We start from the raw sequence: 13,690 nt of genomic DNA on the forward strand, positions 1-13,690 counted from the left end.
TCAGCCTTTTTGCGTTTTTCTGAAACTCAGGGGTAAGTCTTACATTAAAGTTCATCTAAAAACTCTCTAAGCGTTACGACTGGAATTTCCCCTCTCTCTATTGCTGCCACCTCTTCAAAAGCTTTTTTGAGCTTTCGCTTCATGTATTCCAACTCTAACATCGGCTTTATTTCTGTCCAAAATTTAATGGGTAACACTACTCCAGTTTTGTTACCATCTTCATCTGTTAGGTAACTCACCGTCATAGTATCAACAGAAAAATCAGTATCTATCATCATCTAAATTTTACATTTCAAAAATATTCGTTTTCCAAGTAATAAACAAGGCCTTCGTCATAAAACTAACAAAGGCCTTGTTCCACCCCTCAATGCCCCATAATCCGCTTCTCCAAATCCTCCAGCGTTGCCCCTTTTGTTTCTGGCATCATGAACGCCACAAACAACAATTGCAGCACCATCATGGCCGTAAAAAACAGGAACACCGAACCCGTACCAAAATTATTGGCAAAGTAAGGAAATACGTTGGCGATCAATGCCGCAAAAATCCAGTGGGTAAAACTGCCGAAAGATTGTCCGGCTGCCCGTACCTGGTTGGGGAAAATTTCGGAGATGAACACCCAGATCACTGCGCCTTGCCCCAGGGCATGTGCAGCAATGAACATAAATAGGAAAAGGGTAATGCCGGTATATGACTCGGTAAAGAAGGAATAAGCAATCAAAGACAAAGATAAGATGTAACCAATCGAACCAATGTACATCAACAACTTGCGCCCAAAGCGGTCAATTAAGGTGATGCCCACCATGGTAAAGATCAGGTTGACGACTCCAATTCCGGTTGAGGACAACAAAGCCGTACTCGCCCCTTGACCTGCCAATTCAAAAATCCGGGGAGCGTAATAAATCACCGCATTGATGCCTGAAACCTGGTTGAACAAGGCGAATAAAAAAGCCAGCAAAATCGGCCAGGAATATTTTTTGGAAAAAAATGGCTCTACCCGCTTGCCTACTTCCTGGTGGATAGAGTCCCGAATGGCTTTGATCGATGCATCCACTTCCCCTGGGTTGATGATTTCAAGCGTCTCTCGTGCTGAATTTTCATCACCCCGTTTGATGATCAGCCAACGGGGGCTTTCCGGCACAAAAAGTACAAAAATGATAAAGGCCAGGGAGGGCAAAGCAACAATGCCCAGCATCCAACGCCAGGATTCTTCCCCACCCACGCCTTGTAATGCATAATTGCTCACATAAGCGATGAGGATACCCAAAACGATATTGAATTGGAAAATAGCCACCAATTGTCCCCGCGATTTGGCGGGAGAGATTTCCGAAATGTACAGCGGCGCAGCTACGGATGAGGCTCCTACCCCCAAGCCACCGATAAAACGGAAAACCATAAAGGTATTGACGTCCTGGGCCAAGGCAGAACCCAAGGCAGAAACAAGATAAAGGATGCCGATCCAAAACAAGGTTTTTTTTCGCCCCAGCGCATCACTGGGCCAGCCACCCAAGGCTGCTCCAAACACGGTGCCATATAGGGCCATGGCGACTGCCAGCCCGTGCCAGAAATCATTCAGCGTCCAAAGTTTTTGGATGGCTTGTTCCGCCCCAGAAATTACGGCCGTATCCAAACCAAATAAAAAACCACCCAATGCAACGGTAATGGACCAAAGTACAATTTTGCGATTCATGTGTAGAGTTGATTTACACACGAAACTAATAAAAAGATGAGAGATGAGAGATGAAAGATAAGAGAGGGATGACAATCCTGGCATCTCCAGACTCCCGCTATCATCTTTCATCTCTCATCTTTTCATTCACTCCTTAGCGCCGTTACTGGATTTTTCAAGGCCGCCCGGATGCTCTGGAAGCTCACCGTAAGTAGCGCGATGCCTAGCGCAATGCCACCTGAGGCAACATAAACCCACCAGGGCATATCGATCCGATAAGCAAAATCCTGCAACCAGCGTTGCAGCAGCCAATAGGCCACAGGTGCTGCCAACAAAACGGCTATCACAACCAGTTTCAGGAAGTCAAAAGCCAACAAACGTACCACCGTTCCTACTCCCGCCCCAAGCACTTTCCGTACACCAATTTCCTTGGTGCGCCGGGCGACCATGTAATAGGCCAGCCCAAACAAACCTAAGCCCGCAATGAACAATGCCAATACCGAAAAGAGGAAAAACACCCGACCAAGGCGTTGCTCTGCCTCATAAAATTTCAGATAATCGTCCTCCATGAAGGTGTATTCAAAGGGCGCAATTGGGGCAAGTTCACTCCAAAGTTGTTTCACCTCATTGATCTGAGCAGCCAGGTCCCCTGCCTTCAAGCGAACAGCCAAATAGGAGGGAGTCCAAATGGAGGGCAATAAAAGCAGTGGTTCAACCTGGTGATGTAAGGATAGGTAATGAAAATCTTCCATCACGCCAATAACTTGATAGGCAGCGTTGTTCCCTCCCGTGATGTGTTTTCCCAGAGGATCGGCCCAACCCAGTTTTTTAGCCATGGCCTGATTGATGATACAAGCGAGTGAATCTGCGCGGGAGTTTTGGCGAAAATCACGGCCAGCCTGAAGTTTCACCTTCAAAGTGCTCAGGTATGCTGGATCAGCAAAGACATAGTTGAAGGAACTTTCTTTAAAATTCGCGGGTTGTTCAGCGGTAAAAACGGTGGAATCAAATAGTTTTCCCGGGAGTGCACCCGCACCTGTTGCCTTTTCGACGAAGGGCAGTTTGCGCAATTTTTCCAAAAACACCCCATAGTTCTGATCCAAAGCATAAGCCCGGTCGATGACCAAAACCCGATCCTTGTTAAAACCCAATTCTGAATTCAACAAAAACCGAAACTGTGTTCCCACTACCATGGTGCCAATGATCAAGGCGGTGGAGATGGAGAACTGGCCCACTACCAAGGATTCGCGCAGGCGGCTACGCCCCAATTGGCTGCCCAATTGCCCCTTCAATGTTGCAATGGTATTGAATCCCGAAAGCACTACTGCGGGAAATACCCCCGCCAGCAAGCTTGTAAATAAGGTAATGGCAGCCAGCAAAGCGATTAAAAAGGGTAGATTCAGCAACTGCAACTGCATATTTTTTCCGGCTAGTACATTGAAATAGGGCAAACTAAAGCCAAGAATTGTCAAGCCCAGCAGCAAGGCGCCCAATACTGCTACAAAAGATTCTCCCAAAAACTGCAACATCAATTGGCTCCGCCCTGAGCCTAGCGCTTTGCGTACCCCTACTTCTTTAGCGCGGGTAATGGAGCGGGCAGTACTCAGGTTGATGAAATTGATACAGGCTAAAACCAGGATAAACAAGGCCACCACTGAAAAAATGTAGAGGTAGGCCCTGCGGCCATTTACCCCCAATTCCATTTCCAAATTGGAATCAAGGTGGATCGAGTTCAGGCTCTGAAAGGGAAAACGTGAAAAGTTGCCCTTGGACCGAAACTCTTGCTCCAGGATGTCTTTCTCCACATAAGCCTGGAATTTCTTCTCCAGTGCGATGGGATCACTCCCCGGTTTGAGGCTAAAATAATTGTACACTGAAGCAAAACCCCACAAATCTTTGCGCTCCTTTACAAATTGCAACTGATTCAAAGCGCCCAAAAACTGGAACTGGAAATGCGACTGAGCGGGCATTTCCTGCACCAGGGCGCAGACCTTGAGTGGAGTACCATCGTTTTTCAGGAGCGTTTGCCCGACCGGATTCTGATGGGGGAAATATTTTTGAGCGGCATTTTCACTCAAGGCGATGGTATTGGGCTCGCGAAGGGCAGGAGTAAGATCTCCAGCCAGAACTTCAATGTCAAACACCTTGGTAAAATGTTCATCTACATACAACAGCTCCGTTTCTCGTACAAATTCGGTCCCTTTTTTGAGGGTGATTCCGCTTTGGTACAATTGAGTAGCGTATTCAACTTCGGGGAAATTGTCCTCAAGGGCACGTCTGATCGGGACTGGGCCAAGGGGGATTTTCCACTCATTGTCTCCAAAGCGTCCATTCCAGATCACGCGGTGAATCCGATCAGCCTTTTGGTGAAATTGATCGTATTGCAGTTCGTCGTTCACCCAAAGGGCAATCAACAAACAAACGGCGATGCCTATTGCTAAACCTGAAATATTGATGATGGTATACCCCTGGTTTTTCCAAAGTTGCCGAAAAGTTGTAAGCAGGTAATTTTTGAACATATGGCCCCCCATTGAATTTGGTTCACAATGGGAAGGGCAAGTTTTGTGCCAAGGATTTATTTAATTAAAAATCAAAACCAAATACAATCATTAAAACAAAACCTGTCCATTTTCGTACACGAACTGTTCGTTTTAATCCACTTGAAATGGTAAGCATTCAATTCAAAAAACTCAGGGGTTTGAATTTGCGCTCATAACCCAAAGCAGAAAATTCAATTGACAGGAGCATCAAATTTTAATTGACTTTTTTCAGGACGAGTATGCAAAAAAAAGCCTGTACCACTGTTGCACTCAACAAGACCAGAGAAAAAACGCCAATGCCCCAGGATTTGGCCAAAAAACCCATGATGTAATTGGTCAACAAATTGCCAAATAAAGACAACACTAAAATAATTCCTATCGCGGTACCACTCATTTTGGGATACAAGGTGCTGCTGAGTCCAAACATGACCGGAAAGCCAAGGGCCAAACCAAAGCCCGACAAAATCAAGCCAACAAATACCCAGCTTAAGCCCGACATCCAGCCCAGGATGATGGCGCCCAGCACCAAAAAGGCCATACTGATTTGAAGAATCTGGGGTGCCGGAATTTTTTTAAAAACACTTCCGGTCAATATCCGCATGAGGCTGAGCCCAGCGACATAAGAGGACAAGGCATACAAAGTCCAACTTCCATCCAGGTGTTGCTTATCCAATAGGTAAGAAGTTGTCCAATTGTTGATCAAGGCTTCGCAACAATTTTGCCAAAAGAGAAAGAAACCAATCAAGAGTAAAACCGGATTTTTGAGCATTTGCCCTACCTGGGCCATCGAAACGCCTTCGGAATGTTTGGCTTCCGGGAATTGTAAGGTCAAATAAACCAGGGTCAGCAAAAAAGTGAACCCAGCGATCAGCAGTACAATCGTTTCAAAAGGGACTATCCCCTTCAATAGGCCGAGGACAAAGGGCATAGCCAGGGCGCCCAATCCAAAAAATGACCCAAACAAGGCCAGACTAGCACCCTTGTTTTCGGTACTGATGTCGGCTACCAGGGCACTCGTCGCCCCATTGATGGCACCACCTCCCATACCAATCAAAATGATGCTGATCTGCACCATCCAGAGTGTTGTGGCCAGACCAATGCCTGCAAAACCCAATGCTAACATGGCACTGCAGGCTCCCAATAAGAGTCGATACCCCGAACGGTCGGTGATGGGACCAAAACTCAGGGACCCCACCAGGATACCCATGGGAAACAAGGAAAACAATCCACCGATCTCCAACTCATCGAGTGAAAACTTTGCTTTTAAATCGGGGGCGATCGAGCCAAAGGTGATGACTCCTACCCCAAAAAGGAAAAGTCCGGCACAGGCTGCTGCAAAAATGAGTTGGCGATTGTAGGTTTTCATTGTTTCGATTTCGGTTCGTTGATGGTGATGCAATGTATGCCTCCACCGCCGAAATTTACAGCCAGTGCGTCAATTGGAATGATTTTTTTCTTGGGAAAAACCGACTGCAAAATGGTTTGTGCCTGTTCATCGCGTTTTTTCACTTCGGGATCAGCCCCTGGGCGGTAATAAGCAGGCACCAAAACACAGCCATTGGCGATCAAAAAGTTGAGGTAGCTGGCAGCGGCAATGCCCAGCACTGGTTTGCCTTTGGGGAATTGATGCCCGTTTTCAAAATCGCTAGTACTGATCAAATCATAGGTTCCATCTCCTGGGTACAGCGTATCCACAATGAGTTTGGGTAAGGGCATCCGAATAATTCTGAAGGCTTTGCCGTCCTGATCTCGGGCTGCTTGTAAAATATTCAGGTTTTGCTCCAAACGGCGCTGGTTTTCTCGCCCGATGGGTTCATCCAGGTCGCTTGAATCAACCTCAGCTAGCAAGATGGTATGGGCATCCACAAAACGGGCCATTTCGTCAATGTGGCCATTGGTGGTGAGCAGGGTGTACAGTTTTTCGCCCTTGGGTCCCGGCAGAGGGCTACGCTGGGTGTAATCGTCTTCATACAAACCTTCCTTGAGCCAGATGACATTTTTGACCCCCAACAGGCGCTGATATTCTCTTTCCATTTGGGCCAAACTCAACTTTGGATTGCGGCCTCGTTCCACTTTTTCCGTCAACATTAATGTACCCCGACCATTCACCTCGTGGTTGCCGCCTTCTGTAATCAAGGGAGAAGAAATGACGGGTAGTTTCATCATTTTCGCCACCCGCTCATCCAGAGATTCATCGATTTTCACCGTGGAATCCTGCAAACTGCCGATGCCCCAGGCATTAAAGTTAAAATCGGCCATTGCCAGTTTTCCCTGCTGATCCAGTACAAAGGACGGCCCCATATCCCTGGCCCAAAATTCCTGATAGGGCATTTTAAAAATGCTCACTTGTTGTTTTTCCAACCAATCGGGGCGGATTTTGCTGCGGGCGTGTTGGTACAAGGAATCGTTGGCCACAATGAGTTTGACTTTTACGTGGGGCACCAGGGCGGAGATGATGTCCAGCGTGGCTTGTTCATTGGGCATGTCTGCGCGGTGGTCGTAGTTGGACCAGAGGAGCCAGATGGCTTCGCTGGGTTCGAATTCGGCGGATTGACGGTAGAGTGATTTCTCATTGGATTCCGGGTTTTTACAGCCAAATAACAAAAAAAGAATGGAGGTAAAGGCGAAGATGATTTTTTGCATGGCGTTGTGCTTTTTATAGTTAATTGGGTTCTATTTACAAATCTCAGAATCAGGGTAAAACGCCAGCCCCCCCTCGAAAGTTTCAGACTTTCGAGGGGTTTAATTTGCACAATTTCGCGCTTAACGACTCATTTAAAATAACTTAACTGCATTTTTTTAACCGCAGAGTAGAGTACACGCAGAGTTTCTCAGAGGTTTAAGTTGAGCCATATGCGATGGCAAAGAGTACTCAGAGGCCGCATTGAGCAGCAGCTAGTAAGAAAAAATCAAATTTCAGTAGTGCCTGAACACTCGCCACCGCAGGTGGCAACCTCCTTAAAACTAAAAGAAACTCTGAGAAACTCTGCGGGTACTCTGCTAAACTCTGCGGTTAAAAACTGCGTAATGTGAGTTACTTCTTAATCCTGGTCAATATCTGCGTCGCAGCAAGTCTTCCCGTCTCCGCTGCCCCATTCATATACCCCTGGAAGTCCACACTGCAATGCTCCCCAGCAAAGAGCATATTGCCAATCGGTGCCCCTTCCTGCCCCGAAATATCCGTCCATTGACCTGGCTTGTAACAGGCATAACTTCCTTTTTGCAAGGGATTGGTGGCCCAGTTCATGGCAGCAATTTGGCTGGGCAAAAAGGCCGATTGAAAGCCGGGGAAAGCCTTTGCCAATTCTGGAACATAACTGGCTGCTTTTTGAGGCGAAACGGCGGTGCCGGGGGTGCCGCCCAAAAAGACGGTGAATACGGATGGCCCCTGGTTTTGGTTTTGTAAATGGTAGTTATCCCAACCCGTGTGAATATTTTCAGTGTAAATGTACCCTTGATAGCCCGGTTGGAGTGCACGCCAGGGGCGGCTGTTCAGGCCCAGAAACATCTTGCCGTTCAAACCATAACCCAATTCACGGATGCATTTGAGCTTTTCTGGGGTGATACCTGTTAGTTGGTCGATGCCCTGCACGTCTTGCAAAATGGTGTAGGGGATGGTCATCACCACATAATCGGCTTCTACCTCTTTGGTCGAAGCACCTACAGAAAAGGTCAACACAAAACCCTGACCTTTGTTTTTAACCGCAACCAGCATGTGCCCCAAATTGATGTTTTCTTTTAACCCATCGGCGAGCCGATCACAAATTTGCTGGTTGCCACCCAGCAGTTTGTAGCGTTCGTCGCTGTCTCCAAATATTTTGAAACCTTTCTTTTTGGTGCCAATCATGTCAATGAGGTTCAAGGCCGATTGTTCCTCTGCTGAGCGGCCATACTCGCCTACGTAGGCTACTTCGAGCATTTTTTTGAACCAGGCATCGGCTTGGAGGCTATCGAGGTAAGCTTTAAGCGTGGTGCGGTCCAAACTTTCACATTGTGGGGTATCGTAGTTTTTGCCGAGGGATTTGGCATCCGCAGCGATTTTTTTGCGACAGCTTTGAAAAGCGATGATCACATCATTCAAGGTATAATGCTTGCCATCAAAGAAAAAGGCATCACCAATGAGCTGGTCATCGGATTCTTTGTCCAAAATGGTAATGTTGAATTGTTTGGCCAGGTTCAGGATGTCGAGGTGATCACTATCCGTAAATTCCCCGCCCAACTCGGTGGTCATGTCATTGCCAAAAAGTTTGCTGGTGAACATCCGGCCTCCAGTGCGGTTGCTGGCTTCATAAATTTGAATCCCTTTTCCAGGAAAACCTCCTTTTTTCAAACAATGACCTGCGTGTAAACCAGCAATTCCCGCCCCAACAATCACGACCTTCGCTGAAGTATCAAAGGCTGGTTTGGGACCTGCCATGGCATAGCCCCCCAAAAGGCTGGTCCCCCCAATGGCGATACCCGCCTGGAAGGAGGTCTCCAAAAAACTGCGGCGCGACCAGTTTTTCCGCTGTTGGGTTTGGTGCCATTCGGCGATTTCGTCAATCCCCGGCGTGTTGGGTTGATCGCTGAGTTGGGCAAGGCGGTAAGCCTTTTTGAGGATGTTGATTAAGGATGTTTTTGCCATTTGGGTGGTGTTTTGAGATTTAACATTATGGTTTTAGGGTGTCCTAAAGTTGAAGGAATGTTCCAGAGGAACTATAAAAAACCGGCTCTATCCAGTTTTTTTAGCATTGAATTCAAAAAGCAGCTTCTCCGCAGCCACCCTTCCCGAGTACGCTCCTCCATTCATGTATCCCTGAAAAACCACACTACAATGTTCCCCAGCAAAGAGGATATTGCCTTCGGATTCTTTTTCGGCTCCGCCAAAACTGGCCCATTGTCCGGTTTTATAGGCGGTATAGGAGCCGAGGTTGAAGGGGTAATTTTCCCAGGAGAACTTGTGCATTTTGCCGTTGGTGGCGGCGTTGAATCCGGGCCACATTTGCTCCAGGCCGGGGAGGTATTTGTTGATCAGTTCATGTTGGGTCAAGTTCGCCGCATCGTGGCCGATGTTGCTGCCGCCAAAAACGGTCAGGCTGGCCAAATCGCCGGGCTGCATGCGGCTGCTGTCCCAACCACTGTAAGCGGGCAAGTCGGTATTGAAGCCACCCTGATAGCCGTGCTTGCGCCAAATGCGTTCATTAAGGCCAAACAGGATTTTCCCTCCATTGCCATAGCCCAGTTCCTGAATGCATTTGCCTTTGATGGGCGACCATTGGAAGCCAGTCGTTTTTACCTCCCGCAGTTTGGTAAAAGGTAAGGTCAAAATCAGGTAATCGGCCTTGATTGTTTTGGACTTGCCCAGGTGGTCAAAGACGGCGGTGTAAGTACCATCTGGGTGTTTGATGATCTCCGTCAAAGCATGGCCGAGTTTGATTTGGCCATCCAGCGATTTTGCCAAGGCCTCGGTCAAAGCCTGGCTGCCACCCCGGATTTTAAAAATTTCGGCTACTTCTTCCTGTTCTTCGTGTTCATGGCCAACTGCAGGCAAACCTAAAAGCAGGAAAAGATTTATCACCGATTGCTCGGCAGCATCCATGGTGTAATAACTCGACATGTTGCTGTGGTAAAAATCTTTGAGCCAGCCCTTTACACCAATGCTGTCGAGGTATTGCGGAATGGAGAGTTGGTCCAGGCTTTTCCAGGAATTAGCGTTGTGGTAGGAGATTTGTTCAAAGTCTTCCGGTAGTTTTTCCAAACTGGCCCGAAATTGAGGTATAAAAGGTTCAATGGCCTTGCTTAAATCTGCTTCGGTGTAGCGTTTTCCACCAAAGTACAAAGACTGTTCGAGTGAAGCCTCGTCTTTCCTGAGGTCGTAGATTTCCAGATTGAATTCTTTGGCCAAGGCCAGCATGTCTTCGTGATAGGCGTCGATGAACTCGCCGCCCAACTCGGTGGTCAATCCTGGTCCAAAATAATTGCGCAGGGTCATCATCCGGCCACCAAAACGGTTCGAAGCCTCGTACAAATGCGCCTTGATGCCTGCTTTTTTGAGCTGATGGGCCGCGCTCAAACCTGCGATTCCCGCCCCGATGATCAGTACTTTAGGCTTGTTGGCCATTTCCGGCCATAAAGATTGCCCCATCAACACCCCGGCCGAAAGCCCGGTAAACTGACGCACAAACTGGCGGCGGCTACGCCAATAGTCCGGTGCAGAACGTTGCAAGGCACGTTGAAAGCTGCGCTGCATGAGGTGGGCAAGGTGCGTTTTCATAAGTATAGTATGGTTAGGGCAGCCTGTGTTTTTCGTTTAAAAATAGCTTTTTTTTCTTTCCAAAGTACACTTGAATAATTTTCTGTCCAGCCAGGTAAAATGCCAAAAATTGGAGCATCTTTTTGGCTACCTATCGTGGCCAACGTAAAAAAGCCAAAATAATGCCTCAAATTCACGGCATTCAAACCCATCTAGATATAAAGTTACCTTATATCTTCGCAACAGCGGTGAACGGAACCGTTTGATGTCTTTTTTCAACTAAAGCATAAGACTGTTTTTCACCGGTTTTTTACTCACTTCATTCTTGGGTATACGTACTGCGCGTTGCCCCTATCATTCCTTTTCAACTCAACTTTATGGAAGAATTAGTGAAAAACCAGGCAGAATTGGTGCACGCCATCGATTCTGTATGGGTAGCCCTTTGTGCTGCCTTAATTTTTCAGATGGAGGGCGGTTTCGCCTTATTGGAAGCGGGTTTTGTCCGTTCCAAAAACTCCATCAGCATCATCGCCAAGGTGATCATTGATGTCATTTTTGGCGGTATTGCTTTTTATGGCGTTGGATTTGCCATTGCTTATGGTCGCTCCAACGGTTGGTTTGCCTTCGGCGTAGGTATTTTGGACTACGACCTGGGGCTGGGCCTGACCGTTTCAAACACCCTCTTTTGGTTCATCCAAATGGGTTTTGCGGTGGCCGCCATTTCAATCGTCTCCGGGGCGATTGCCGAACGAATGAAGGTGTGGGCCTACGCCGCGTTCGTGACCGTTTTTTGTGCCCTGATTTATCCCATGGCCGCCAATTGGGCCTGGAATCCCAAAGGTTGGCTGGCTTTGCAAGGTTTCAACGATTTTGCGGGTTCTGCTGTCGTACACACCCTCGGTGGGTTCGCGGCGCTGGCGGGGGCTATTGCTTTGGGCCCACGCATTGGTAAGTACAATGCGGATGGTTCCATCAATCCAATTCCAGGGCACAACCTGACCCTGGCTGCGGTAGGGGCCTTTGTGTTGTGGTTTGGCTGGTTTGGTTTCAATCCGGGCTCTACCCTCGGCGCCGTAGGCAAGTGGGAAATGATTGGCACGGTGGCCGTCAACACCTTTTTGGCTTCGGCGATGGGTGGCATTTCCACAATGGTGTACACGCGTTTGCGCCACAAAGCCGTGGACATCACCATGGTGATCAATGGCATTCTGGCTGGTTTGGTGGCCATCACTGCCGGGTGTAATGTGGTCACACCCGGCGCAGCCTTGCTGATTGGTTTGGTGGCTGGTATCCTGGTCGACATTGCGGTGATCACCATTGATCGCATGCACATCGACGACCCAGTTGGAGCGGTTGCGGTGCACGGAGTTAATGGCGCTTTTGGAACCTTGGCGGTGGGTTTGTTTTCCCTCAAAAACGGCTTGTTTACCACGGGGCAGTGGTCTGGATTGTGGGTGCAATTTCAGGGAGTGGCCGTGATTGGCGCCTTTTCCTTTGTTGCTGCCTTCGTTTTGTTCAAGTTATTGGATAAACTAATTGGCATTCGGGTACAACGGAACGTGGAATTGGCGGGTATCGACTCCGCCGAGTACGGGGTGGAAGCTTACACGACTTTTGATTAACCTAAGCACAACATTTTCAACATGAAAAAGGTAGAAGCCATCATAAGACCTTCCAAACTCAAGGCGGTACAAGCTGGCCTGGTTGCTGCGGAAATTCCCTGCATGACCGTAATGCCGGTCAAAGGTGCAGGCTTACAAAAAGGGTATGCCGAAGTATACCGTGGAACGGAAATTCCACTCATTTTGCACTCCAAAATCCTGATCATCTGCGTAGTCAGCGATGAAAACCTGGAAAAGTGCATCGACGTCATCCTCACCAATGCTTCCGAAGGGAACATTGGCGACGGCAAAATTTTTGTTTATGACGTACTGGATGCGGTGAGGATTAGAAATGGGGTGCGGGGGAATGAGGCGATAAGGTAGGTTCAGATTCCATTGGATTTTTGCAAGGAGGGCAGCTAAGAACGGTCGGGAGAAGGATTGGGCTTGGCTGCCCTTTTGTTGTATTTTGACTTTTATAAAAAACTTGACCATACTTTTAGAATTGCTTAACTTTGTTTGCACAGGAGTGTTTGTACAACCAAAAGATCAGGCATGACCATCCGCGAAGAAATCAATGAAATTGTAGTACCCAATTACGAAGACGAAATAGTAAAACCGATGGCCGGTAAAAACCATGCCCGCATTCAGAGCCGTCTGATTGCTGAATTGCTGCGTTATGAGGACAAATTTGATGTTTTGCCTGAATTAGATCTGGAATTGCCTGGCCGTGCCCGCCCCGATCTCTGTATTTATCCGAACCTTTCCTATGACTGGTGGAAAGAGGAACACAAAGTGACGCAGGCACCAATCGTCACCATTGAGATTTTGTCCTATTCTCAAGGCATCGAAGATTTGTTGAGCAAAGCTCGGGATATTTATTTCACCGCCAATGTACAATCGGCCTGGTTTGTGGTGCCTGGTTTAAACATCATTCACATCACTACTCCGAACGGCCAAACGGCCACTTTTCAACAAAATGAGAAGTTGGTGGATCCGGTGACAGGGATTGAGGTGGAGTTGAGGGAGGTGTTTAGGTGAGCAGTGGCATGAAACACCATCGACTAGCTGTTTGACGGACAAACTGGTGGGCAATACAGTGAAAGATGTGTGCAAAAGATTTTCACAGAAGCTAAATTAAAAGCTCGAGTTAATCCAGATGCCACCGTGCGTACTTTGCGCCATTCTTTTGCTACACATCTGCTGGAAAAGGAGTTGACTTGAGGTATATCCAAGAGCTTTTGGGTCACGAGAGTAGCAAAACAACTGAGATTTATACCCACATCACCCATAAAGACTGGGATAGAATCAAAAGCCTGATTGATGAAGTCCAGATTTAATGTAACACTCACTTGGAAAATCAAAGTAATGTTTTTACCTTGTAAATCAAAGCATATCTTATGGGGTATAAGTGGTAGCACGTCGCCCATGCTCCCGTTACCTCCCCCATTCCAACACAAAAAATTTCCACTTTTTCTCCCTAAAACATCTTATCTTTGTTGAAAAAATAACCGCAATGGCCAAAAAATTGGTTCGTTTCGACTGGGCGATGAAGAAAATGCTTCGTCACAAAGCCAACTTCGCCATTCTGGAAGGCTTCCTTTCTGAATTGCTCAGTGATGAAGTACGAATCAAACAAATTCTCGATAGC

General features: G+C 47.5%; 10 protein-coding genes and 1 pseudogene. 4 read left to right on the plus strand and 7 right to left on the minus strand.

What is annotated here, in order from left to right:
• Window positions 1–44 precede the first annotated feature (44 nt).
• The 7 genes from SFV55_RS11025 to SFV55_RS11055 all read right to left on the minus strand — a co-directional run bounded on the left by SFV55_RS11025 (window position 45) and on the right by SFV55_RS11055 (window position 10,459).
• Window positions 45–275, minus strand: coding sequence for a hypothetical protein (locus tag SFV55_RS11025; protein ID WP_320029556.1), 231 nt, complete (start codon window positions 273–275; stop codon window positions 45–47).
• Window positions 276–364: 89 nt separating this feature from the next.
• On the minus strand, window positions 365–1,687 hold the full coding sequence (locus SFV55_RS11030) for a sugar porter family MFS transporter (protein ID WP_320029557.1): 1,323 nt from the start codon (window positions 1,685–1,687) through the stop codon (window positions 365–367).
• Window positions 1,688–1,809: 122 nt separating this feature from the next.
• Window positions 1,810–4,185, minus strand: a complete 2,376-nt coding sequence (locus SFV55_RS11035; RefSeq protein ID WP_320029558.1) for an ABC transporter permease — start codon at window positions 4,183–4,185, stop codon at window positions 1,810–1,812.
• A gap of 235 nt (window positions 4,186–4,420) precedes the next feature.
• The gene (locus SFV55_RS11040; RefSeq protein WP_320029559.1) at window positions 4,421–5,572 is read right to left on the minus strand and encodes an MFS transporter; all 1,152 of its coding nucleotides are present in this window, start codon (window positions 5,570–5,572) and stop codon (window positions 4,421–4,423) included.
• Window positions 5,569–6,849, minus strand: a complete 1,281-nt coding sequence (locus SFV55_RS11045) for an agmatine deiminase family protein (RefSeq protein WP_320029560.1) — start codon at window positions 6,847–6,849, stop codon at window positions 5,569–5,571. Before SFV55_RS11045 ends, SFV55_RS11040 begins: the two co-directional genes overlap by 4 nt.
• Window positions 6,850–7,240: 391 nt before the next feature.
• On the minus strand, window positions 7,241–8,830 hold the full coding sequence (locus SFV55_RS11050) for a flavin monoamine oxidase family protein (protein WP_320029561.1): 1,590 nt from the start codon (window positions 8,828–8,830) through the stop codon (window positions 7,241–7,243).
• 87 nt (window positions 8,831–8,917) lie between these two features.
• Window positions 8,918–10,459 (minus strand): NAD(P)/FAD-dependent oxidoreductase, encoded by a 1,542-nt coding sequence (locus SFV55_RS11055; RefSeq protein WP_320029562.1) that lies wholly within the window; start codon window positions 10,457–10,459, stop codon window positions 8,918–8,920.
• 356 nt (window positions 10,460–10,815) lie between these two features.
• Between SFV55_RS11055 and SFV55_RS11060 the strand changes: the two genes are divergently transcribed.
• The 4 genes and pseudogenes from SFV55_RS11060 (at window position 10,816) to SFV55_RS11075 (ending at window position 13,379) form a co-directional block, all read left to right on the plus strand.
• Window positions 10,816–12,060, plus strand: a complete 1,245-nt coding sequence (locus SFV55_RS11060; protein WP_320029563.1) for an ammonium transporter — start codon at window positions 10,816–10,818, stop codon at window positions 12,058–12,060.
• 21 nt (window positions 12,061–12,081) lie between these two features.
• Complete coding sequence (locus SFV55_RS11065) at window positions 12,082–12,423, plus strand: P-II family nitrogen regulator (RefSeq protein ID WP_320029564.1); 342 nt, start codon at window positions 12,082–12,084, stop codon at window positions 12,421–12,423.
• Between the two features lie 171 nt (window positions 12,424–12,594).
• Window positions 12,595–13,080, plus strand: coding sequence for a Uma2 family endonuclease (locus SFV55_RS11070; RefSeq protein ID WP_320029565.1), 486 nt, complete (start codon window positions 12,595–12,597; stop codon window positions 13,078–13,080).
• A gap of 27 nt (window positions 13,081–13,107) precedes the next feature.
• Window positions 13,108–13,379: pseudogene (locus tag SFV55_RS11075) on the plus strand (tyrosine-type recombinase/integrase).
• Window positions 13,380–13,690 lie beyond the last annotated feature (311 nt).

This window comes from Haliscomenobacter sp., assembly GCF_033763495.1.
In the GTDB taxonomy this organism is placed as follows: domain Bacteria; phylum Bacteroidota; class Bacteroidia; order Chitinophagales; family Saprospiraceae; genus Haliscomenobacter.